At 58.2% G+C, this 22,131-nt stretch carries 25 protein-coding genes; 12 read left to right on the forward strand and 13 right to left on the reverse strand.

All coding sequences use genetic code 11. The features are described from left to right. Positions 1-18: 18 nt before the first annotated feature. Both tssB and tssA read right to left on the reverse strand, forming a co-directional pair. Positions 19-519, reverse strand: coding sequence for a type VI secretion system contractile sheath small subunit (tssB, locus tag B347_RS0109210; protein WP_019409419.1), 501 nt, complete (start codon positions 517-519; stop codon positions 19-21). Between the two features lie 35 nt (positions 520-554). Continuing rightward, positions 555-2,108 carry a type VI secretion system protein TssA gene (tssA, locus tag B347_RS0109215; protein ID WP_026014085.1) on the reverse strand — a complete coding sequence of 518 codons (1,554 nt, stop codon included), beginning with the start codon at positions 2,106-2,108 and terminating at the stop codon, positions 555-557. A 414-nt stretch (positions 2,109-2,522) separates the two neighbouring features. Between tssA and B347_RS0109220 the strand changes: the two genes are divergently transcribed. The 4 genes from B347_RS0109220 to B347_RS0109235 all read left to right on the forward strand — a co-directional run bounded on the left by B347_RS0109220 (position 2,523) and on the right by B347_RS0109235 (position 7,676). After that, positions 2,523-2,765: an exodeoxyribonuclease VII small subunit gene (locus B347_RS0109220; protein ID WP_019409421.1), complete on the forward strand. Its 243-nt coding sequence runs from the start codon at positions 2,523-2,525 to the stop codon at positions 2,763-2,765. Beyond that, positions 2,762-3,649, forward strand: a complete 888-nt coding sequence (ispA, locus tag B347_RS0109225; RefSeq protein ID WP_019409422.1) for a (2E,6E)-farnesyl diphosphate synthase — start codon at positions 2,762-2,764, stop codon at positions 3,647-3,649. The genes B347_RS0109220 and ispA overlap by 4 nt, the downstream gene beginning before the upstream one ends. A gap of 131 nt (positions 3,650-3,780) precedes the next feature. Then, positions 3,781-5,679, forward strand: a complete 1,899-nt coding sequence (gene dxs, locus B347_RS0109230) for a 1-deoxy-D-xylulose-5-phosphate synthase (RefSeq protein ID WP_019409423.1) — start codon at positions 3,781-3,783, stop codon at positions 5,677-5,679. A 113-nt stretch (positions 5,680-5,792) separates the two neighbouring features. Beyond that, a complete protein-coding gene (locus tag B347_RS0109235; protein ID WP_019409424.1) occupies positions 5,793-7,676 on the forward strand; it encodes a TonB-dependent receptor domain-containing protein in 1,884 nt (627 codons plus the stop codon). A 55-nt stretch (positions 7,677-7,731) separates the two neighbouring features. On the opposite strand, the gene B347_RS0109240 is transcribed toward B347_RS0109235, so the two are convergent. From B347_RS0109240 to nrdR, 10 genes are all read right to left on the reverse strand, one after another. Continuing rightward, positions 7,732-8,535, reverse strand: a complete 804-nt coding sequence (locus B347_RS0109240; protein ID WP_019409425.1) for a cobalamin-binding protein — start codon at positions 8,533-8,535, stop codon at positions 7,732-7,734. Then, the gene (locus B347_RS0109245; RefSeq protein WP_019409426.1) at positions 8,535-8,954 is read right to left on the reverse strand and encodes a hypothetical protein; all 420 of its coding nucleotides are present in this window, start codon (positions 8,952-8,954) and stop codon (positions 8,535-8,537) included. The genes B347_RS0109240 and B347_RS0109245 overlap by 1 nt, the downstream gene beginning before the upstream one ends. Then, a complete protein-coding gene (gene ribA / locus B347_RS0109250) occupies positions 8,951-9,568 on the reverse strand; it encodes a GTP cyclohydrolase II (RefSeq protein ID WP_019409427.1) in 618 nt (205 codons plus the stop codon). The genes B347_RS0109245 and ribA overlap by 4 nt, the downstream gene beginning before the upstream one ends. Before the next feature lie 217 nt (positions 9,569-9,785). Next, positions 9,786-10,748, reverse strand: a complete 963-nt coding sequence (thiL, locus tag B347_RS0109255; RefSeq protein WP_019409428.1) for a thiamine-phosphate kinase — start codon at positions 10,746-10,748, stop codon at positions 9,786-9,788. 15 nt (positions 10,749-10,763) lie between these two features. Further along, positions 10,764-11,264 (reverse strand): transcription antitermination factor NusB, encoded by a 501-nt coding sequence (gene nusB / locus B347_RS0109260; RefSeq protein WP_019409429.1) that lies wholly within the window; start codon positions 11,262-11,264, stop codon positions 10,764-10,766. Continuing rightward, positions 11,261-11,737 carry a 6,7-dimethyl-8-ribityllumazine synthase gene (ribE, locus tag B347_RS0109265; protein ID WP_019409430.1) on the reverse strand — a complete coding sequence of 159 codons (477 nt, stop codon included), beginning with the start codon at positions 11,735-11,737 and terminating at the stop codon, positions 11,261-11,263. The genes nusB and ribE overlap by 4 nt, the downstream gene beginning before the upstream one ends. Before the next feature lie 92 nt (positions 11,738-11,829). Next, positions 11,830-12,921 carry a bifunctional 3,4-dihydroxy-2-butanone-4-phosphate synthase/GTP cyclohydrolase II gene (ribBA, locus tag B347_RS0109270; protein ID WP_019409431.1) on the reverse strand — a complete coding sequence of 364 codons (1,092 nt, stop codon included), beginning with the start codon at positions 12,919-12,921 and terminating at the stop codon, positions 11,830-11,832. Between the two features lie 16 nt (positions 12,922-12,937). After that, positions 12,938-13,600 (reverse strand): riboflavin synthase, encoded by a 663-nt coding sequence (locus B347_RS0109275; protein ID WP_019409432.1) that lies wholly within the window; start codon positions 13,598-13,600, stop codon positions 12,938-12,940. A gap of 47 nt (positions 13,601-13,647) precedes the next feature. Beyond that, complete coding sequence (gene ribD, locus B347_RS0109280; RefSeq protein WP_019409433.1) at positions 13,648-14,781, reverse strand: bifunctional diaminohydroxyphosphoribosylaminopyrimidine deaminase/5-amino-6-(5-phosphoribosylamino)uracil reductase RibD; 1,134 nt, start codon at positions 14,779-14,781, stop codon at positions 13,648-13,650. After that, positions 14,778-15,242, reverse strand: coding sequence for a transcriptional regulator NrdR (gene nrdR, locus B347_RS0109285; RefSeq protein ID WP_003444283.1), 465 nt, complete (start codon positions 15,240-15,242; stop codon positions 14,778-14,780). Before nrdR ends, ribD begins: the two co-directional genes overlap by 4 nt. Positions 15,243-15,382: 140 nt before the next feature. Between nrdR and B347_RS0109290 the strand changes: the two genes are divergently transcribed. From B347_RS0109290 to B347_RS0109300, 3 genes are read left to right on the forward strand one after another with little or no spacing between them, the layout of a single operon-like run. Then, entirely contained in the window at positions 15,383-15,832 is a 450-nt protein-coding gene (locus B347_RS0109290) for a YbaY family lipoprotein (protein ID WP_019409435.1), read from the forward strand. After that, on the forward strand, positions 15,829-16,518 hold the full coding sequence (locus B347_RS0109295; RefSeq protein ID WP_019409436.1) for a class I SAM-dependent methyltransferase: 690 nt from the start codon (positions 15,829-15,831) through the stop codon (positions 16,516-16,518). Before B347_RS0109290 ends, B347_RS0109295 begins: the two co-directional genes overlap by 4 nt. Positions 16,519-16,549: 31 nt before the next feature. Next, a complete protein-coding gene (locus B347_RS0109300) occupies positions 16,550-17,425 on the forward strand; it encodes a thioredoxin family protein (protein ID WP_019409437.1) in 876 nt (291 codons plus the stop codon). Positions 17,426-17,521: 96 nt separating this feature from the next. Here the strand turns inward: B347_RS0109300 and B347_RS0109305 are convergent, their stop codons facing one another. Beyond that, complete coding sequence (locus tag B347_RS0109305) at positions 17,522-17,863, reverse strand: hypothetical protein (protein WP_019409438.1); 342 nt, start codon at positions 17,861-17,863, stop codon at positions 17,522-17,524. A gap of 133 nt (positions 17,864-17,996) precedes the next feature. On the opposite strand from B347_RS0109305, the gene B347_RS0109310 reads away from it, so the two are divergent. The 5 genes from B347_RS0109310 to B347_RS0109330 all read left to right on the forward strand — a co-directional run bounded on the left by B347_RS0109310 (position 17,997) and on the right by B347_RS0109330 (position 22,008). Then, positions 17,997-18,557, forward strand: a complete 561-nt coding sequence (locus B347_RS0109310) for a DUF2796 domain-containing protein (RefSeq protein WP_019409439.1) — start codon at positions 17,997-17,999, stop codon at positions 18,555-18,557. Positions 18,558-18,638: 81 nt separating this feature from the next. Next, on the forward strand, positions 18,639-19,349 hold the full coding sequence (locus B347_RS0109315; RefSeq protein WP_019409440.1) for an ABC transporter ATP-binding protein: 711 nt from the start codon (positions 18,639-18,641) through the stop codon (positions 19,347-19,349). Position 19,350: 1 nt separating this feature from the next. Further along, positions 19,351-20,616, forward strand: coding sequence for an ABC transporter permease (locus B347_RS0109320; protein ID WP_019409441.1), 1,266 nt, complete (start codon positions 19,351-19,353; stop codon positions 20,614-20,616). A gap of 25 nt (positions 20,617-20,641) precedes the next feature. Next, positions 20,642-21,151, forward strand: a complete 510-nt coding sequence (locus B347_RS0109325) for a DUF3299 domain-containing protein (protein ID WP_019409442.1) — start codon at positions 20,642-20,644, stop codon at positions 21,149-21,151. 158 nt (positions 21,152-21,309) lie between these two features. Beyond that, the gene (locus B347_RS0109330) at positions 21,310-22,008 is read left to right on the forward strand and encodes an OmpW/AlkL family protein (protein WP_019409443.1); all 699 of its coding nucleotides are present in this window, start codon (positions 21,310-21,312) and stop codon (positions 22,006-22,008) included. Positions 22,009-22,131 lie beyond the last annotated feature (123 nt).

Here is a 22,131-nt window from a genome sequence, read left to right on the forward strand (position 1 = left end):
CCTTTACTGATGGGGGGCTCAAACGTCCAATGCCGGAAGCAAATCCAGCTCGCTCAGGATTCGGGCGCGTGAGACGTCGTCGGCCAGTACGCCTTCAATCGCCTTGCGAAAGCTCGGCGCGTTGCCCAGCGGGCCTTTAAGCGCAACCAAGGCATCACGCAGCTCCATCAGTTTTTTTAGTTCAGGGATTTGCTCAACCAGGCTTGCCGGGTTGAAGTCCTTCATCGCGCTGACGCGCAACGCAATTGCCAGCTCATCGGTGCTGTCTTCGCCCTGCAAACGGTTGGGCACGCTGAGGGTCAGTTCCAGGCCTTGCTTGGAAAGCACCTCATCAAAGGTCATTTTGTCGATGGCAATTGGCTTGCGGTCCTCAAGCTTGCGCTCGTCAAAACGATGGATGTAGTCACCCAGCACCAACAGCTTCAACGGCAGTTCGATTTCTTCTTGAGCGCCGCCAGTAGCGGGTTTGAACGTAATGTTGATCCGTTCCTTGGGGGCTACCGAGCTTTCTTTGGCCATGACGTTTTTTCCTTGCGTGTGTGTGGCCCTGAGGCCTATTCGAGTACCACTTCAAGATCGAGGTGGCACAACCTGCGATACATCTCTTCCTTGCGTTCTCGCACTTCGTGGTTTTGCGGTAGCAGCTCGCAGCAGCGATGCAAAAGACGCAAAACTTGCAGTACCAGATCTGGTTCCCAGGTCTGTAACCCGGAGCGATGAAGCACTTCGTCGAGCATTTCGAGCTGGGTCTTGGCGAGCTCGTATTTCTTGGCTTGGAAGCACAATCGGGCGAGGGTCAGTTGCCAGAAAAAACGCGTACGTTCCCCGTGGGCACTGGTTAATCCACGCTTGATCAACTGCACGGCCGGCTTGAAACCACTGATACGAAACACCTCTTGCGCCTCTTCTAGGGCAAGGTCCCAGGCGGGTAATGCGGTGTCCGATTCGGCCGTGTCCGGCTCGCTTCTGGTGAGATGAGGCATGACCTGGGCGGTGATCCAGGCACGGGTCTGAAGGTCGGCAAACGGCACGCTGTCGCTAAAACGAAGGTCCACAAGGTTTGGTAAACGCTGAAGCAGCAAGGCGAAATGAAGCTCCACCTCACGCATGGCCAACTCGGCCTTCAAGCCGTTCAGGCACTCCCAGACCATGCGCTGCCCGTCGAACCAAAACGGGGCCTTGGCCAGACTGGCTTCAAGGTCCACCACCAGATCGGCAAATTGCCCCTGCTCGAATCGCTCTCTGTAGCGTTTAAGCATGTCGACCGATAGCCCACGCAGGGGGGTGATCTGTTCGGCATTTCGCTCTGGAGCGACGTCGATTGGCAGCCAGGTCAGGGTACGATTCAGGCGCAATGCACGCAGGTCTGTCGCCTTTTGTTTCAACCACCAGACGCACAGTGCCCGCGCGCTGTCTTGCTGCTGACGCAACGCTTTGAGGGCATCTTTTTCGTTGTCGATGACCGCATTGGGCTCCATCAACTGTGTGGCAACGTGCCTGACCTGCGCCACCGCAGCCGCAATCACACCTGTTTCGGGCTGGCTGTCTATTGCACGCTGGACCATTCGGGTTAGGCGACGACAGATCGGTAGCAACAACGGCACGTCATCGCCCAGATGCCTGGACAGCGTGCTCTCCAGTTCAATCAGTAATTGGACCATGTGTCGAAAGAGCGGCAATTGCTCTTTGATCGGGATGTTTTCGTTGAGTGCGCGATCAAGACGCCCCACCAGCCAACTAATAGCGGCAGCACGGGTGCGCAATTTGAGCGGGTGAATGTGTGCCCATTGCTCGGTACACAGGTGATGCAACAACCCCAAACCTGCCAGCAATCCCGCAAAGGATTCGCGCTGGTAAAGCGCCCATGTCAGCCAGACAGCGGCGCGCAGATCCTTGGACTGATCCCGCAGCAGAGACTCGCTTTGCTCATGAACGACGAACCAGTCGATCTGGTTGTTCTCGGACATGGAGTGCGCTTTGCCCATCTCGCGTTCAAGGGCTTCGAACTCATTCGAGAAACGCACGTCGTTACCGGCAAAGCTGTCTTTGAAAACAGGGGCTTTGGCCAAAGCAACAAGGCGGGCAAATAACTGGCTGGAATACGTCATTGCTGCCAGCACCACAATGCGCAAGGCAGTACAAGCGCGTCAGAGGGATAAAAAAAACGTGTCACTGCGTGCTACCGAGTCCATTCAAGTGGCGAGACCATAAGTGATCGAAAAAAGGAAAAATGTCAGACGCATCCTCAATCCCCAGAGAAAATTCCTCACTTTAAGAAATCAGAAAAAAACCACTTCAATTGGCTATAAAAAATAGAAGACATGCACTCGTTTGAACCATGCCGATGAGGCAGGCATCGAATCAGATGCAATAGGCTGAACAATCGTTAAAACGTGTCGACAAAAGCCAGGCACTAAACAGATTTGTCGCACGCGGCACTGGCTTAAACAGACCCTCGATTTGCCCCGAAACCCGCTGTCTGCTAGTGTCAGCCGGTTTTAACGCCTACCGAGAACGCTGCCATGGCCCGCAAAAAAGCTTCCCTGGATTTCGAGCAGTCCCTTGCTGACCTGCAAACGCTGGTTGAGCGCCTGGAAAACGGCGAACTGTCACTGGAAGACTCACTGACCGCCTTTGAACAAGGCATTCGCCTGACCCGTGAGTGCCAGGGAGCACTGGCTCAAGCGGAACAGAAAGTTCAGATACTGCTTGAGCGTGATGGAGAGATCGCGCAAGAGCCCTTTGATGCGGAACAGCCAGAATGATTGATGCCTACCAGACCAGCAGCCAGGCTCGCGTCAATGCGGCTCTTGAGCACTTGTTTGCTGCTCCGGCGCCGCAATTGGCCCGTCTTTACGAGGCCATGCGCTATAGCGTGATGAATGGTGGCAAACGCGTTCGACCGTTGTTGGCCTATGCTGCCTGCGAGGCTTTGGGCAGTGCGCCAGAGCAGGCCAACGGCGCGGCCTGTGCAGTGGAACTGATCCACGCCTATTCGCTGGTGCATGATGATTTGCCAGCAATGGACGATGATGATCTGCGACGCGGCCAGCCAACGACCCATAAGGCGTTCGATGAAGCGTGTGCGATTTTGGCCGGCGACGGACTGCAAAGCTTGGCCTTCAGCGCCCTGCTTGACCCCACACTCAATACCCTGGACGCCGAAACGCGCTTGCGCATGGTGTCGGCCCTGGCCTTAGCAGCAGGCCCGGCGGGGATGGTGGGTGGACAAGCGATTGATCTGGGTTCCGTCGGGCTCAAGCTGGATCAGACCGCACTGGAATACATGCACCGGCACAAAACCGGCGCCCTAATAGAAGCCAGCGTACAACTGGGGGCTCTGGCCAGTGGTCGTGCACAACCGGCTGATTTACAGGCGCTGAGTGTCTATGCGCGGGCCATTGGTCTGGCGTTCCAAGTTCAGGACGACATTCTGGATGTTGAAAGTGACACCGCCACTCTGGGCAAACGCCAAGGTGCTGATGTTGCGCGCGATAAACCCACGTACCCGGCACTGATGGGCCTAGAGCAAGCCAAACACTATGCCCTTGAGCTGCGCGATCAGGCACTCGCTGCCCTGCGACCTTTTGATGCAGCCGCAGAACCTTTGCGAGAATTGGCACGCTATATCGTGGAACGCCGCCACTAAGACTGTCGCAAGCGATTATTTCGCACAGCATGTAATGCCAAGGTCTGACTAAGGAATACCAGACTGCGTGGGCAGCTTACGTTCGTTAAGGTAAACTGCCGCCTCTTTCTATACCTATAACGATTCGCCTGATGCCAACGACGTTTCAAGAGATTCCCCGCACGCGCCCAACTACGCCCCTGCTCGACCGAGCGGGCACGCCTGTTGGCCTGCGCAGATTAGCGGAAGCCGAGCTGGAAACCCTGGCCGATGAATTGCGCCTGGAATTGCTCTATACCGTTGGCCAGACAGGCGGGCATTTTGGTGCCGGTCTTGGGGTCATTGAGCTGACCATCGCGTTGCACTACGTGTTTGACACCCCGGATGACCGTCTGGTGTGGGACGTGGGTCATCAGGCGTATCCGCACAAGATCCTCACGGGTCGTCGCGACCAGATGGCAACACTGCGCCAGAAGGACGGCATTGCGGCATTCCCGCGCCGCGCCGAGAGCGAGTACGACACCTTTGGCGTCGGCCATTCCAGCACCTCCATCAGCGCAGCCTTGGGCATGGCCATTGCGGCCCGCCTGCAAAACAGCGAGCGCAAGGCCATCGCGGTGATTGGCGACGGCGCACTGACCGCTGGCATGGCCTTTGAGGCACTGAACCATGCGCCCGAAGTGAATGCCAACATGCTGGTGATCCTTAACGACAACGACATGTCGATTTCGCGCAATGTCGGTGGATTGTCCAATTACCTGGCCAAAATCCTGTCGAGCCGCACCTACGCCAGCATGCGTGAAGGCAGTAAAAAAGTGCTGTCGCGCCTGCCCGGCGCCTGGGAAATTGCCCGGCGCACCGAAGAGTACGCCAAAGGCATGCTGGTGCCCGGCACCCTGTTCGAAGAGCTGGGCTGGAACTACATCGGGCCAATTGATGGCCACGACCTGCCGACCCTGATTGCGACGCTGCGCAACATGCGTGACCTCAAAGGCCCGCAGTTCCTGCATATCGTCACCAAAAAGGGCAAAGGCTTTGCTCCTGCCGAAGCCGACCCGATTGGCTACCACGCCATCACCAAACTTGAACCACTGGATGCGCCAAAAGTCGCGCCAAAAGTCTCGAGCGGGCCGAAGTACTCCGCGGTGTTTGGCGACTGGCTGTGTGACATGGCCGAAAAAGATCAACGCTTGGTAGGCATTACGCCAGCCATGAAAGAAGGCTCGGATCTGATCAAGTTCAGTGAGCGCTTCCCGTCGCGTTACTTCGATGTTGCGATTGCCGAGCAGCACGCCGTCACCTTTGCTGCGGGCATGGCCTGCGAAGGCTCCAAGCCGGTTGTCGCGATTTATTCGACGTTCTTGCAACGTGGTTACGACCAACTGGTGCATGACGTTGCGGTGCAAAACCTGGACGTGCTGTTTGCCATCGACCGCGCCGGCTTGGTGGGCGAAGACGGCCCGACCCACGCTGGCAGCTTCGACCTGTCTTTTCTGCGTTGCATCCCGGGCATGGTCATCATGACCCCGAGCGATGAGAACGAACTGCGCAAAATGCTCACCACCGGCCATCTGTACAACGGCCCGGCGGCGGTGCGCTACCCGCGTGGTACAGGCCCTAATGCGCCAATCGAAAAAAACCTTGAGCCGCTGGAAATCGGCAAAGGGGTGATTCGTCGTCAAGGCCGAAACGTGGCGATGCTGGTGTTTGGCGTGCAGTTGGCCGAAGCCCTGCACGTTGCGGAAAAAATCGACGCCACCGTGGTCGACATGCGCTTTGTGAAACCGATGGACGAAGCTCTGGTACGCGAAATGGCTGACAGCCATCAGTTGCTGGTGACCCTTGAAGAGAACGCCATCATGGGCGGCGCAGGCGCGGCGGTCAGTGAGTTCTTGGCCCGTGAGAACGTGCTCAAGTCGGTGCTGCATCTGGGCTTGCCGGACGTGTACGTCGAACACGCCAAGCCGAGCCAGATGCTGGCTGAGTGTGGTCTGGATGCGGCCGGCATTGAAGCGTCGGTACGCCAGCGCATGCAATTGCTGGGGTTGTAAAAAAACACTGTTGTCGCTGCCGCAGGCTGCGAAGGGTTGCGTAATAACCCGTTTCTCGAAGACCCTGCGGTTCTTATCGCAGCCTGCGGCAGCGACTACAGAGTTCGGACTCCATGAAACATCTACGTTTAGCTTTATTCCTCGGTTTTATCCCTGCCAGCTCTTTATTGGCCGACACCCTTGAGCGCGAAGATGCGCTCAAACTCCCGCAAACATTGATCACCGGCAGCCGCCAGGTTGAAGCACGCTCTGACAGCAGCAGCGCCAACACGGTATTCACCCGTGACGACATCGACCGCCTACAACCCTCCAGCCTCACCGACCTGCTAAGCCGGGTGCCGGGTGTGCAAGTGGCCAGCAGTGGCGGGCGCGGTTCATTGCCGGGCATCTATATTCGCGGGACCAAATCGGCACAAAGCTTGGTACTGATCGACGGCCAGCGCATGGCCAATGCCACGTCGGCCGACAGCAACCTGCAATACCTGAACATCGATCAGATTGAGCGTGTGGAAGTGCTGCGCGGCTCTCGTTCGGTGATCTACGGCAGTGATGCGATAGGAGGGGTGATTCAGATTTTTACCCGCCGGGGCGCCGATCAGCCGCCGCAGTTACGTTTACACAGCGCGGTGGGCAGTTATGGCAGCACAGAAAACAGCCTTGGCGTGTCAGGTGGCGACGCACAAACCCGCTACAACCTGAGCGGCAGCCTAGAAAACACGGCGGGCGTCAATCGGACCCACGAATCCTTCCCCAGCGACAACGACCATGACGCGTACCGCAACAGGTCCTTAAACCTGAACCTCAGTCACTTCCTGAACGAGGATCTTGAAGTCGGCCTGACGGCAATCAAGAACACCGGCAAAACCGAGTTCGACAATCCGTTTGGGCGCTGGGACCCAGACACCATGACCGTCAGTGGTCAGCAACCGTACAGCGACTTCGATATCAGCAGTCTCGGCAGCTTTATCGACGCGCAACTGACGGATCGCTGGAGTTCACGCGTGGAGTTGGGCCACAGCGAAAACCGCGAAAAGACCCGCGACAAACTCAGTGATGACATTTATAGCTTCAACACCTATCGCGACTCAGTGAACTGGCAAAACAACCTGACATTGGATGAGCAGAACAGCCTGACTCTCGGCGTTGATGCCTATCAAGACAGAGTACGCAGCAGCACGGTGTTCGACGAAGACAGCCGTTGGAACCGTGCCGCGCTTATCCAACACCGTTTTCATGGCGACCGCTTTTCGACCGAGATCGGCCTGCGCCACGATCAAAACCAGCAGTTCGGCAGCCACAACACGTGGAGCGCCAGCCTGACGCTGCCCTTAAACATGAACAACGACGTGTTGCTGTCTTACAGCGAGGGGTTCCGGGCGCCAACCTTTAACGATTTGTACTACCCGAACTACAGCAACCCGAACCTTAAACCTGAGTCTTCCAAGACCTACGAAGTGCAATGGCGCAGTCAGTTGAGCGATACCAGCCGACTGGAAACGTCGCTTTATCGCACCGATATTCACGACGCGATTGTGGCCGATGCTGACTTTATCCCGCAGAACATCGGTGCGGTGCGGATTACAGGAGTTGAAAGTGCTTTGCGCCAAGAATGGTTCGGCTGGCAAAGCAGCCTGGGCGTTGCGTTGATCGACCCCCGAGACCGTGACACCGGCCATACCTTGAGCCGCCGCGCACGCCGCACATTGAGCGTGGATCTGGATCGCCAGTTCGACCGATTCGGTGTTGGCGCCACGTGGCAAGCGGTGAGCAGCAGTTTTAATGACGAAGACAACAAACAGCCGATTGGCGGTTACGGATTACTGGGGCTGCGCGGCAACTGGAAAGCCAGCTCAGAAGTCCGGCTCGACTTGAAAGTCGACAACCTGCTGAACAAGACCTTCACCCGCGCACTGTACAGCTATGACGGTACCTATTACGGCTATCGCGAAGAGCAGCGCAGCGTGCAGTTGGCTGTTACTTGGACGCCTACTTTTTAAGCCCAAGACTCAAAAACGGGGCCGCTGCGCAGCTCATCGCAGCCTGCGGCAGCGACTACGGGGTTTCGGCGTTTTTCAGTTGCTCGCACAACTTGCCTGTGGCTTCTAGCATTTGCCCGCTAGGGCGCTCCAGACCTTTGTCGTTCAGTAGCAACAAGCGCCCATGCTTGACCGCATCAATCTGCGGCCAGGCTTTCCACACGTCCAGTTGGGCCTGAGTTCCGGCAATAATCACTTCTGGATTACGCTGCAACACGGACTCGATGCTGACTTGTGGCGCTGGCAGTTTTAAATCAGCGAATACATTGCTCGCTCCGCACACGGCCAGTGCGTCACTGATGATTTGCCCGCCGCCAATGGTGTACAACGGCTGATCCCAAACCTGATAAAACACCCGCAACGGCTTATCGCGCTGGTACTGCTCACGCAGTTGGGCCAAGCGTTGACGCAGTTGTCCAGCCAGTTCATGCCCACGCTCCGGGCGCCCCAAGGCATCCGCCAACGTTTGGACTTGGTCAGCCAGTTGATCGAGGTTTTTCGGTTCTGCGCTGTAAGTCGGGATGTTGAGGCGGCGCAATGGTTCGCGCTGTGCAACGCCAATGCTGCCGGGCCACAGCAAGATCAAGTCGGGTTGCAGGCTGAGCAAACGCTCCATGTCGATCTGGCCATAACGCCCTACAGAAGGTACTGCGGCGAGTTCAGGGGAAGACTCGCCAGCCTCGAGACGCCCGACCAACAGATCGGTAGCACCCAGCTCGACCACTATTTCAGACAAGGACGGCGCCAAGCTGATAACACGGGTGGCGGCCATGCAGGGCAGGCCCACGGCCAGTAGCACGAGCGCCAGCCAGAGGCGCATCAGCCCACCTGACGCGGGACGCGGTACAGGTAAAACAGCACCAGCGTGGAGAGGGTCAGCAGAAACAACGGCACACCTTCGAGCCCGACAAATACCGCCAGCGCAGCGATCCAGCTCGGCAAGCCTGCCACCAGCAAAGCCGTGCGGCGAACACGCGCCAGCTCAGCCCAAGCGGCGGGTTCTTGCGGGGTATCGAGGGCTTTTTGCAGGGCGATCAGGCCGTGTTTGTACGGCCCGAAAAAGCGCAGGGTGACAAACATCGAGGCCACGCCAGCGATAAACAACGGCATGGCCAGTGTCGGCTGCAACGGTTCAGATTTGCCAAACACAAGGATGACCAGCAACAAGGGCAGCAGCGTAAGGAGTAACTGCTGCCACCAACTGAAGCTAAGACGGCGGCGGATTTGGCCCCGGGTCACGCCGGATCAGCCTCGCTTTGGTGCTGATTGCCCATCATGTGCCCGAGTTTGTTGGCCTTGGTCGCCAGGTACAGTTTGTTGTGCGGGTTGTGCCCCGTGTGCAGCGGCACGCGCTCAGCGACATTGATGCCCATGTCGGTCAAGGCGTTGACCTTGCGCGGGTTGTTGGTCATCAGACGTAGCGACTTCACGCCGAGGTGTTCAAGCATCGGCAGGCAGATCGCGTAATCACGCTGATCGGCCGCAAAGCCCAATCGCTCGTTGGCTTCAACCGTGTCAGCGCCACCATCTTGCAGCTCGTAAGCGCGGACTTTGTTTAGCAAGCCAATGCCGCGTCCTTCCTGGCGCAGGTACAGCAGCACGCCACGGCCTTCACGGGCGATGGCCTGCAAGGCGGCTTCAAGTTGCGAGCCGCAGTCACAGCGCTGGCTGAACAAGGCATCGCCGGTCAGGCACTCAGAATGCACTCGCCCCAATACGGGAGCGCCGTCCGCCACGTCGCCCAAACTGAGCACAACGTGTTCACGACCCGTGGCAGTCTCGAGGAAGCCATGCATGGTGAATTCGGCAAAGGGGGTGGGTAACTTGCAAGCGGCAACGAAAACGACGGGCACCGTGTGCTCCTGATCAGTGTAAGGACTGGGGATTCGCAGAGGCGGCATTGTAACAGGAGGTTCCTGGGGACGCTTAGGCTGAATTATCGGAGATAAAGATCAAAAAGTTTGATGGTTGTCCTGTGGAAGCGGGCTTGCTCGCGAAGGTATCAACGCGACCTGCCTGCCGGACCGCGTTGTCTGAATCGCGAGCAAGTCCGCTCCCACAGGGGACAATTCACACTGCGTGAAAGTGCTGGTAACCGCGAATGGCCGGGGTGATGTCGTGGCCGTGTTTGTCGATCAGGCTGACGCCCTGCCCTTCAGTCACGCGGCCTATCACGTGGATCGGCCAACCATCGGCAAGCAGGGTCGGCAACTCCACGGCTGGCAAGGTGAAAGCCAGTACATAATCGTCGCCGCCACTCAACGCTGCCTGCTGTGCACCCGCGTCGCCCAAAAACGCTTGCAGGGCTAACGAGGTGGGTACGCGATCGTTGTCGATCTGTAAGCCCACCTGTGAGGCCAGTGCAATATGCCCACAGTCGGCGAGCAGGCCATCCGAGATGTCCAGTGCCGAAGTGGCTTTGTTGCGCAAGGTCTGGCCCAGCGCAAATTGCGGCTGTGGCGACCAGTAATGCGCCAGCAACGCTTCGGCGATGGCCGGTGTGGCGCTGCGCTGGCCCAAGACCAGCGGCAGAGCGCCAGCGGCATCGCCCAGTTCACCGCCCACACACAGTAAGTCACCTGGGCGCGCACCGCTGCGACTCAAGGCCTGGCCTTTAGGCACACGCCCAAACACCGTCACGGTCAGGCACAGCGGCCCACGCGTGGTGTCGCCCCCGATCAGGCGCAGGTCGCATGCCTGAGCCATGAGGTTTAAGCCGCGCGTAAACGCCTCCAGCCAAGCGGCTTCAACCGTCGGCAATGTGAGGGCAAGGGTAAACGCGAGGGGTGTAGCGCCCATGGCCGCCAAATCACTGGCCGCCACTGCCAGCGAACGCTGACCGAGCAAGAAAGGGTCGCAAGGATCTGCGAAGTGCACCCCGGCTACCAGGGTGTCGGTGGAAATCGCCAGTTGTTCCCCGAAGGGAACATCCAGCAGGGCGCAGTCATCGCCGATGCCCAAGGCAACGCCAGCGCCGCCTTGCGCGCAAGGCGCGGCGGCGAAGAAGTTGCGGATCAGCTCAAACTCGCCCATGGCCAACAGCGCAGGTTAGCGCTTGAACGCCTTGACTTCAGCTTCACGCAGGCGTGGCGCCAGTTTGTCCAGCACACCGTTGACGAACTTGTGGCCGTCAGTGGAGCCGTAGACTTTAGCCAGCTCGATGCCTTCGTTGATCACAACGCGGTAAGGCACGTCGACACGCTTGATCAGCTCCCAGGTGGACAGGCGCAAAACGGCCAGTTCAACCGGGTCCAGCTCTTCGATGGTGATGTCCAGGCACGGGGTCAGGGCCGCATCAATTTCGCCACGGTGTGCAGGTACGCCGTGCAGGATTTCACGGAAGTAAGCCGCATCAACGTCAGTGAAGTCGTTATCTACGCGAAACTGCGCTTCAATCTCGTTCAGCGAGTGCTTGGCCATGTGCCACTGATACAGCGCTTGAGTCGCGAGTTGACGCGCTTCGCGACGTTTGGCGCTTTTGGAAGGCTTGCCAGCATCCGCAGGTTTTGGATCGCGCGGGTTGAAACGATCGCTTTCGTCGGAAATCACTTGGCCTCCAACTGTGCCAACAGGCTGACCATTTCGAGGGCGGACAGCGCAGCTTCAGCGCCTTTGTTGCCCGCTTTGGTGCCGGAACGCTCGATGGCTTGCTCGATCGAGTCTACGGTCAGCACACCGAATGCAACCGGTACGCCGAACTCCATGGACACCTGAGCCAAACCTTTGGTGCACTCGCCTGCAACGTATTCGAAGTGCGGAGTACCGCCACGAATCACAGCGCCCAGGGCGATGATGGCGGCGAATTCGTTGCGTTGAGCAACTTTTTGCGCAACCAGCGGAATTTCGAACGCACCCGGTGCACGGATGATGGTGATGTCGCTTTCGCTCACACCGTGGCGAACCAGGGCATCAACAGCACCACTCACCAGGCTTTCGACGACGAAGCTGTTGAAACGGCCAACGACTAATGCGTAGCGACCTTTGGGGGCGATGAAGGTACCTTCGATGGTCTTCAGGGTCATTCGGTATGTCTCGTATTAAAGAGCCAGAACGCACTCACGCGCGTTCTTTAAGGGTATAGGGCCACGAATTGGGGACTGGAAATGTCCGGTCATTATTCGGAGGGCACGTATTCTACAACTTCCAGATCGAAACCGGATATGGCATTGAACTTCATTGGTGAACTCATCAGGCGCAATTTGCGCACACCGAGGTCACGCAAGATCTGCGAGCCCGCACCGACGATGCTGTAAGTGGTCTGCTTTTTAACCGGCAAGGCATCGGCGGTTTCACGAATCTGCGCCAGCAATACATCGCCGTCCAGCGGGTGACCCAACAACAGCACCACGCCACTGCCCGCCTCTGCCACGGCGGTCATAGCAGCGCGCAAGCTCCAGCGGCCGGGCTGCTTGACCATCAGCAGGTCGCGCAGCGGGTCCATGTTATGCACCCGTACCAGCGTTGGCTCTTCGGCGCAGATTTTGCCCAGGGTCAGTGCCATGTGCACGTCGCCTTCGACTGAATCACGATAGGTCACCAAATTGAATTGGCCCAGTTCGCTGTCCAGTGGCTGCTCGGCAATCCGCTGAACGGTACGTTCATGGATCATCCGATAGTGAATCAGGTCGGCGATGGTGCCGATTTTGATGCCGTGTTCGGCCGCAAAGGTTTCCAGCTCCGGGCGGCGTGCCATGGTGCCGTCATCGTTCATCACTTCGCAGATCACGCCGCTTGGCTCGAAACCGGCCATGCGCGCTAGGTCGCACGCCGCTTCGGTATGGCCTGCACGGGCCAAGGTGCCACCGGCTTGTGCCATCAGCGGAAAGATGTGGCCGGGGCTGACGATGTCTTCAGCCTTGGCGTCTTTGGCAGCAGCGGCTTGCACAGTACGGGCACGATCAGCCGCCGAAATGCCGGTGGTCACACCGGTGGCGGCTTCAATCGAGACTGTGAATTTGGTGCCAAAGCCGGAACCATTGCGCGGCGCCATCAACGGCAACTTGAGCAACTCGCAGCGCTCACGGCTCATGGGCATGCAGATCAAGCCACGGGCAAAGCGCGCCATGAAGTTGATGTGCTCGGCCTTGCAGCACTCGGCGGCCATGATCAGGTCGCCTTCGTTTTCGCGGTCTTCGTCATCCATGAGGATGACCATCTTGCCTTGGCGGATGTCTTCAACCAGTTCTTCGATGCTGTTGAGCGCCACGCGGCACCCCCTTAATTCAGGATTTTAGGTAGCCGTTGGCGGCCAGAAAACTTTCGCTGATGCCACCCGAGGTTGGCTCGGCAGCCTTGTCGCCCAGCAGCAGACGTTCGAGGTAGCGCGCCAGCAAGTCAACTTCGAGGTTTACCCGGCGGCCCGGACGGTAGTCGTCCATGATGGTTTCGCTCAGGGTGTGCGGAATGATGGTCAACGAGAACTCGGCGCCATTGACCGAGTTGACCGTCAGGCTGGTGCCGTCCACGGTGATCGAGCCTTTATGAGCGATGTACTTGGCCAGCTCTTTGGGGGCACGGATACGGAACTCGATGGCTCGGGCGTTTTCCTCGCGGGAAATCACTTCGCCCACACCGTCAACGTGACCGCTAACCAGATGACCGCCCAGACGCGTGGTCGGGGTCAGGGCCTTTTCCAGGTTGACCCGGCTGCCGCTTTTCAAGTCGTTGAACGCGGTGCAATCGAGGGTCTCGCGGCTGACGTCAGCCATGAAACCATTGCCAGGCAGTTCAACCGCAGTCAGGCACACGCCATTGATGGCGATGCTGTCACCGAGTTTGACATCGCTCAGGTCGAGCTTGCCGGTGTCTACGTAAACCCGCACATCGCCACCCTTGGGGGTCAGTGCACGGATGCTGCCGATGGATTCGATGATGCCGGTAAACATGGACGCTCCCCTTGAAAACAAAACCTGCGTAAAACGATGGCTGAGAATTATACGCTCGCTGAAGGCACTGGTATGGCGGTGACTCGCCAGTCATCCCCCACGGCGCGCATTTCAGTAATTTTGAGCAATGGCGCTTCGCTCATGTGGGTCAGCGGCAGCTCAAGCAATGGCCGTGCAGTCGACCCCAAGAACTTGGCGGCAATAAAAATCTGGTATTCGTCGACCAAGCCTTGTTCGGCAAAGGCCCCGGCCAGACGCGGCCCAGCTTCAACCAGTACTTCGTTGACGCCCCGGGCGGCCAGCGCCACCAGCAGTTTGCGGATATCAACTTGGCCGTTGGCGCCATGAATCACTAGGCATTCTGGGCCGGTACGGTATTGCTCGGCCGGGGGCACGCAGGTCGCAACCAGTGCCGGGCCGGCCTTGAAAAACGGTGCATCCAGCGGCACGCGCAGACGCCCGTCGATCAGCACTCGTAGCGGCGGGCGACTGAGCGCCAGCGCCGTCATTTCAGGGTTCAAGCCCAGCTCAGGCCCGCGCACGGTGAGCCGGGCGCCATCGGCCAGCACGGTGTCAGCGCCGGTCAGCACGACGCTGGCCTCGGCGCGCAAGCGTTGAACCGCAGAACGCGCAGCCGGGCCGGTGATCCATTGGCTTTCGCCGTTGGCCATCGCGGTGCGGCCATCTAGGCTCATCGCGAGTTTGACCCGCACAAACGGCAGGCCGTGTTCCATACGCTTCAGAAAGCCTGGGTTCAGCGCGCGGGCTTCTTGTTCGAGTACGCCGCTGCGCACGTCAACACCCGCGTCGGCGAGACGCTTGAGACCACGCCCCGCGACCTCCGGGTTGGGGTCTTGCATGGCCGCAACCACGCGAGCAATGCCCGCGTGGAGCAAGCCATCGGCACACGGCGGCGTGTGGCCGTGGTGGCTGCAAGGCTCTAGCGTGACGTAGGCCGTCGCGCCACGCGCCAATTCGCCTGCTGCGCGCAAGGCATGAACTTCAGCATGGGGTTCACCCGTTCGCACATGCCAGCCTTCACCGACAATCTGCCCGTCGCGCACGATGACGCAGCCAACACGCGGGTTGGGATGAGTGGTGTACAGCCCATTGCGCGCAAGTTCGATGGCGCGCGCCATGTAATGGGCATCGAGGATGATTTGCTCAGTGGACACAGTCATTCTTTGGAGGGCTCACGGGCGAGTCGGTCGATCTCTTCACGGAACTCGTTGAGGTCCTGGAAGCGCCGATAGACAGAGGCAAAACGGATATAGGCCACTTCGTCGAGCTTTTGCAGCTCGCCCATGACCAGTTCACCCACGACCAGCGATTTGACTTCGCGTTCGCCGGTGGCGCGCAGCTTGCTTTTGATATGGGCCAGCGCCGCTTCAAGACGCTCGACACTCACTGGACGTTTTTCCAGCGCGCGTTGCATGCCGGCGCGCAGCTTTTCTTCATCGAAAGGCTGACGACTGCCGTCTTGCTTGATCAGTCGCGGTAACACCAACTCGGCTGTTTCAAAGGTGGTGAAACGCTCACCACAGGCCAGGCATTCACGCCGACGGCGCACCTGATCGCCCTCGGCAACCAAACGCGAGTCGATGACTTTAGTGTCGTTGGCACCGCAGAAGGGACAGTGCATGGTGGCAGCCAACAAAAATGGGGAGCGCCATGGTAGCGCATCCCACTGGCAAGACAAGCCATAGGCTTTACGGTATACAGTCCGCCTACTACCTTTTTATACAATTTGATACGTCGACTGACCTGCCGCTGGAGCTATCCATGTCACTACGAACGTTTGTGTTGCTGTGTTTGGCCAGCGTGCTGGTCGCCTGCAGCAGTGGCCCCTCTAAAACGCAACAAACCCAAGTCTTGGTCCAGCCAAAAACTGACGCCCCGGTCGACCAAGGCCCGTTGCCGGCCTATCAGCGTGAGTTGAGCGGTGTGCTGACGGGTGCTCCGGCGGGGGCCGAGGTTGAACTGGCGATGCTGATCGTCGACGAGCGAGGACGCCCGCAAGGGCTGATGGCCAGCAGCAAGATCACTGGCAACAACCAGCCATTGCCCTTTACGTTGCGCTTTAACCCTGACGCCTTCCCGGCTGGGGCGCGCGTTGAATTGCGCGGTCGTGCCAGCCAGTCCGGGCAATTAATTCTGCATCTGCCTTCGCGAATCATCGGTCAGCCGACCACGCAGGCCTTGGGCACCTTGGCCTTTGTCAGCGCACCATGAACACACCGCTCGGCCTGCAAGAGTCGTTGGCGGCGTTACTCGGTGATGCGCGGCTGGTGATCACCGACTTACCTGAGACCTCACTCAAGTTGTGGCTGATTGATGCGCGCAACATGGACCGGGCGTTCACCCCGGACGAAACCCGGCGCATTCTTTACGAACCTCCGTACTGGGCCTTTTGTTGGGCCAGCGGGCTGGCATTAGCGCGTTATCTCGCCGCGCAACCGGACTGGGTACAAGGCAAGCGGGTGCTGGATTTTGGCGCAGGTTCGGGTATCGCGGCGATTGCTGCGGCCAAGGCGGGCGCGCTGGAGGTGGTGGCGTGCGACCTTGATCCCTTGGCGCTGGCTGCCTGCCGGGCCAATGCTGAACTCAATGAGGTGCATCTCAGCTACTCCAGCGATTTCTTCGCAGAGGCCGATCGCTTCGACTTAGTCCTAGTGGCAGACGTTCTGTACGACCGTGAAAACTTACCGCTGCTGGATCAGTTTTTAACCCGCGGCCAGCAGACACTGGTAGCCGATTCTAGGGTGCGGGACTTCAGGCATCCCGGTTACCGGCAGTTGGATAGCCTCAAGGCGCTAACCTTGCCCGACCTGGCCGAACCCCATGAATTTCGTAACGTGAGCCTGTATCACGCGCAACGTACTCACGCCGCTTTCAGCCAGACTGCACAGCCTTTATAGTTGCCCTCATTTACCTGTTTCGAGACGCACGATGACTCAAACTACGCCTTCTTATAGCTTCGACGTGACTTCCGCTGACTTCGACAAGCTGGTCGTTGAGGCCTCTTTCGAGCAACCAGTGCTGGTGGATTTTTGGGCTGATTGGTGTGCACCGTGCAAGGTGATGCTGCCGATTCTGGAACAGATCGCCGTGGACTATCAGGGCGAACTGCTGCTGGCCAAGGTCAACTGCGACGTTGAGCAGGATGTGGTGGGCCGTATTGGCATTCGTACATTGCCGACAGTGGTGTTGTTCAAAGACGGCAAAGTGGTCGATGGCTTCCAGGAAGCACAACCCGAATCAGCGATTCGCGCCATGCTTGAGCCGCACGTTGAAATGCCTGCGCCAGCGGTGGCAGATCCATTGGTTCAGGCTCAGGCATTGTTTACTGAAAGCCGTTTTGCCGATGCCGAAGCGCTGCTAAAAAGTATCCTGACTGAAGACAATACCAACGCCAAGGCGCTGATTCTGTATGGCCGCTGCCTGGCCGAGCGTAACGAACTGGCCGAAGCCCAAGCGGTATTGGACGCGGTTAAAAGCGACGAGCACAAAGCCGAACTGGCGGGTGCAAAGGCGCAATTGACGTTCCTGCGCCAAGCGGCAGATTTGCCGGATGTGGCCGATTTGAAAACCCGCGTTGCGCAAAATCCGCAGGATGATGAAGCCGCGTATCAATTGGCGATTCAACAATTGGCGCGCCAGCAGTACGAAGGTGCTCTGGATGGGCTATTGAAGCTGTTTACACGCAACCGCAGCTACAACGAAGGCATTGCCCACAAGACCTTGCTGCAAGTGTTCGACTTGCTGGGCAATGACCACCCGCTGGTGACGACTTACCGTCGCAAGCTGTTTGCGGCGTTGTACTAAAACCTCAACCAAAAACGCTGTAGGTGCGAGCCTGCCTCGCGATTTTTTGATCATCAAAAGCAAAATATCGCGCCTACAGAGGGCGGTTTTGCGGTCTTATTCAATCCAGCTGTAGAGCGGTGAATCTGCGCCGCTCTCGACTTTGACCTGGCTGCAATGGCGCAGGCGCACTAACAGCCGTTTGCCCGCGCCGGTGCTGCCGGTCAACGCTTCCAGTTGCGCCAGCAGTTCAGGCCCGCTGATCTGTCCGGCTTTACGCAACACGTCTTTGGTCGTTTCCCACACGGCATCGTCCGGATTCTGCGGCTTAATCGGCGCAGGGCTGCTCGGCGCGTCACTGATGGGTAATTGCGCGCCCAGTTTCGCCCAGTCACTCTCATCCAGCTCTACGGTCAAATCCACCGGCCAGTCACCAATCGTTCCGCGAATACGCACCATCGTCCTGCTCCTTAAGTTTCATGAACGCATGCTCCCATGCAGCTTGCGGAACGCCAAGCACACGGGCAAACTCTCGCAACCCTTGTTATAAGATTACATAACAACTCTTTATCTCTATTGCTGGAGTCGTGCTATGCGCCGTTTGCTTCTTGCTTTGCCGTTTGCTCTGTTGCCGCTGGCCATGGCTCACGCCGCCGACGAGCACGACCATGAACACGGCAGCCTTGGCGCCCATGAGCATGGTGTAGGAACGTTGAATGTGGCGCTCGATGGTCCGACGCTTGAGTTGGATCTCGATGGCCCCTCGGTAAACTTGGTGGGTTTTGAACACATCGCCACCACCGATGCCGACAAGGCTAAAGTCGCGTCTGCCCGCGCTCAATTGGAAAACCCGCTGGTGCTGTTCAGCTTGCCCAAGGCGGCTGAGTGCGTAGTGGAAGCGCAAGACCTGGAAAGCCCATTGTTCGAGGCCACACCCGAAGAAGCTGCCGGGACGAAGACAGAACACCATCACAGCGATATTGAAGCCCACTATGCGTTCACCTGTGCCAAACCCGATGCGTTGAAAGCCCTGGACTTGGCTCAGTTCTTCAAGACCTTCCCCGGCACTCAGAAAATCAAGGTGCAAGTGATCGGTTCCAGTGGCCAACAGGGCTCAGAGCTGACGCCGAAATCGTCAAGCCTGAAGTTCTAAACGCCCCCTACTTTTGTAGCCGTTGCCGAAGGCTGCGGCTACAAAGTCCACCTTCTCATTTGCAGGCGATAGCTCTTCTCCATGACCCAAGCACTCATCGAACTCTGCGACCTGAGTTTCAGTTGGCCCGGGCAGCCGGTACTGCTGGATATTCCTGCATTCCGTCTTGAACCCGGCGAAACCCTGTTTCTGAAAGGACCCAGCGGCAGCGGCAAAACTACGTTGTTGGGTTTGCTGGGCGGTGTACAAAAAGCCAACCGCGGGACTATTCGTTTGTTGGGCCAGGAACTGAGTGAACTGAGCTCGGGAGCGCGGGATCGTTTTCGGGTTGATCACACAGGCTATATTTTCCAGCAGTTCAATTTGCTGCCGTTTTTATCCGTACGCGAGAACGTTGAGCTCCCGTGTCACTTTTCCAAACTGCGCGCCAGCCGCGCCGCACAACGCCACGGCAGTGTCGATAAAGCCGCGCAAACCCTGCTCGCGCATTTGGGGCTTAAAGACCCGACGTTGCTGGAGCGGCGGGCCGATTCTCTGTCGATCGGCCAGCAGCAACGTGTCGCCGCCGCTCGCGCACTAATCGGTCAACCCGAACTGGTGATCGCTGACGAGCCAACTTCCGCCCTCGACGCCGACGCACGCGAAGCCTTTATCCAATTGCTGTTTGCCGAGTGCCGCGAGGCCGGCGCCAGCTTGCTGTTTGTGAGTCATGACCAAAGCTTGGCCCCGCTCTTCGACCGCAATCTGTCGTTGTCTGAACTTAATCGTGCCGCCACCCCGGCAGAGGTCTGAGATGTATTTGTTTCGTCTAGCGCTGGCCAGTCTGGCCAACCGGCGTTTCACCGCACTACTCACCGCGTTCGCCATCGCCCTGTCGGTGTGCTTGTTGCTGGCGGTCGAACGGGTGCGTACTGAAGCCCGCGCCAGCTTTGCCAGTACCATCAGCGGCACCGACCTGATCGTCGGCGCACGCTCGGGCTCAGTCAATTTGCTGCTGTATTCGGTGTTTCGCATCGGCAATGCCACCAACAATATTCGCTGGGACAGCTTTGAGCATTTCGCCAACAACCCGAAAGTGAAATGGGCAATACCGATGTCGCTGGGCGACTCCCACCGCGGCTACCGAGTGATGGGCACGAGCGAGGCGTACTTCGAACACTATCAATATGGTCATCGGCAAAATCTTGAGTTGGCCACTGGCCGTGCATTCCAGACCGATCCTTTCGAGGTAGTGCTAGGCGCCGAAGTGGCGCAGGCGCTGCATTACACGCTAGGCGACAAGTTGGTGCTGGCCCATGGCGTGGCCGCGATCAGTCTGGTGAAACATGACGACAAGCCCTTCACCGTGGTCGGCATTCTTAAGCGCACCGGTACGCCGGTCGATCGCACGCTGCATATCAGCCTCGGCGGCATGGAGGCGATTCACATCGACTGGCACAACGGCGTGCCCGCCCATGGCGCAGCACGCATCAGCGCCGATCAAGCCCGTAACATGGACTTAACCCCGCAAGCGATCACCGCCTTTATGCTGGGCCTGAACAGCAAGATCTCAACCTTTGCCTTACAGCGCGAGATCAATGAGTTCCGTGGCGAACCGATGATGGCGATTTTGCCCGGCGTTGCCCTGCAAGAACTCTGGAGCTTGATGAGCACCGCCGAAAAAGCCCTGTTTGTGGTGTCGCTGTTTGTGGTGCTGACCGGCCTGATCGGCATGCTGACCGCCATTTTGACCAGTCTCAATGAACGGCGCCGCGAGATGGCGATTCTGCGTTCGGTCGGCGCGCGGCCTTGGCATATCGCAACCTTGCTGGTAGTTGAAGCCTTGGCGTTGGCCTTGGCTGGCGTGGTGGCAGGTGTCGGGTTGCTGTACCTATGTATCGCTCTGGCTCAAGGCTATGTGCAATCGAACTACGGGATCTATTTGCCGCTGGCGTGGCCAAGCGAATATGAATGGACGCTGCTCGGCGGTATTCTGGCTGCCGCCCTGCTGATGGGCTGCGTGCCGGCATGGCGTGCCTACCGACAATCGCTGGCCGATGGTCTGTCCATTCGTTTATGAGCTTAGGTTGATGAAAAGAGCTGCGATGTCCCGCGCGCTGTTTGCGCTATTACTGCTGGTGAGCGCGCCGCTGTGGGCGGCCGAGCCGAAAGAACTGACATGGTCAGAGATGATCCCGGCTGGCGCGCCGCCTGAAGTCCCAGACATGGCGCCGCTACATGACTTGTCACAAATGGGCGACATGGAGGCCGCTCCGGCAGCCAAACAGGATTTGCCCAATGCGCCTGTCGTCCCGCAGTTAAACGGCCAACTGATTCGTTTGCCGGGGTACATCGTGCCGCTGGAGGTCAATGAAGATGGGCGTACCACCGACTTTCTGCTAGTGCCGTACTATGGCGCATGCATCCATGTGCCGCCTCCGCCCTCGAATCAGATCGTGCACGTGACCAGTAAAGTCGGGGTTCAACTCGATGAGTTGTATCAGCCGTACTGGATCGTCGGCGAAATGCAGGTCAAGCCCAGCACCACCGAGATGGCAGACGCGGGCTATCAGATGGATGCGCAAAAGATTGTGGTGTACGAATTGCCGGATTGATCCCGTCGGCATCCGACTGGCAGCTCCTACGCAATTAGTTCACGAATTTTTCACAAATTTACCGGACTTCACATTTTCATTGAGCTGGGTCAACTGAGCAGGCCCGGCGGCTCATTACCATTGGTCATATAAATTTTAAATATCCCAATGGAGCTCCCATGCACAAGTCTCTGCTCAGCGCTGCCGCCCTCGCGCTCGCCGTTGTAGCCCCGCTCGCCCAAGCACACACCGAGGGTGACATCATCCTCCGTGCCGGCGCCATTACGGTAAACCCGAAAGCCGACAGCTCCAGCGTCAAAGTGGATCGCGGCTCGTTGTCGGGTACCGACCTGGGTGGCAAGGCGACCATGAGCAGCGACACGCAACTGGGTCTCAACTTTGCCTACATGATCACCGATCACGTGGGTATCGAACTGTTGGCCGCCACGCCGTTCGAGCATGACGTCAAACTCAAAAACACCGGTCTGCCTCAAGCCAACGGCAAACTGGGTACCCTCAAGCACTTGCCGCCAACCTTGAGCGTTGTTTACTACCCGCTGGACCCAAAATCGGTGTTCCAACCTTACGTTGGCGCCGGTATTAACTACACCTGGATCTACGACGAACACGTTGGCAGCCGTGCCACCGCTGAAGGCTTTGATAACTTCCGGGCGTCCAACTCGTGGGGCGTGGCCTGGCAGATCGGCGCGGACTACATGCTGACTGACAACATCATGATCAACGCCCAAGCGCGTTACATCGATATTGATACCCATGCCTACGTGAATAACTCGGCCGTGGGCGATGGCACCCGTGCCAAAGTGAACGTTGACGTGGATCCATTCGTTTACATGGTCGGCTTGGGTTATAAGTTTTAAGCGCGGAGCGCTCAGCTGAAGGCTATAAGCCTCAAGCGGCAAGAAAAAGGCGCCTTTTTAGGCGCCTTTTTTGTTTTACATGTCTAGTCCTGAAATAGGTTTACACCTGTTTCAGTCTAAAAA

The organism is Pseudomonas psychrophila HA-4 (assembly GCF_000282975.1).
Classification (GTDB): Bacteria; Pseudomonadota; Gammaproteobacteria; order Pseudomonadales; family Pseudomonadaceae; genus Aquipseudomonas; species Aquipseudomonas psychrophila_A.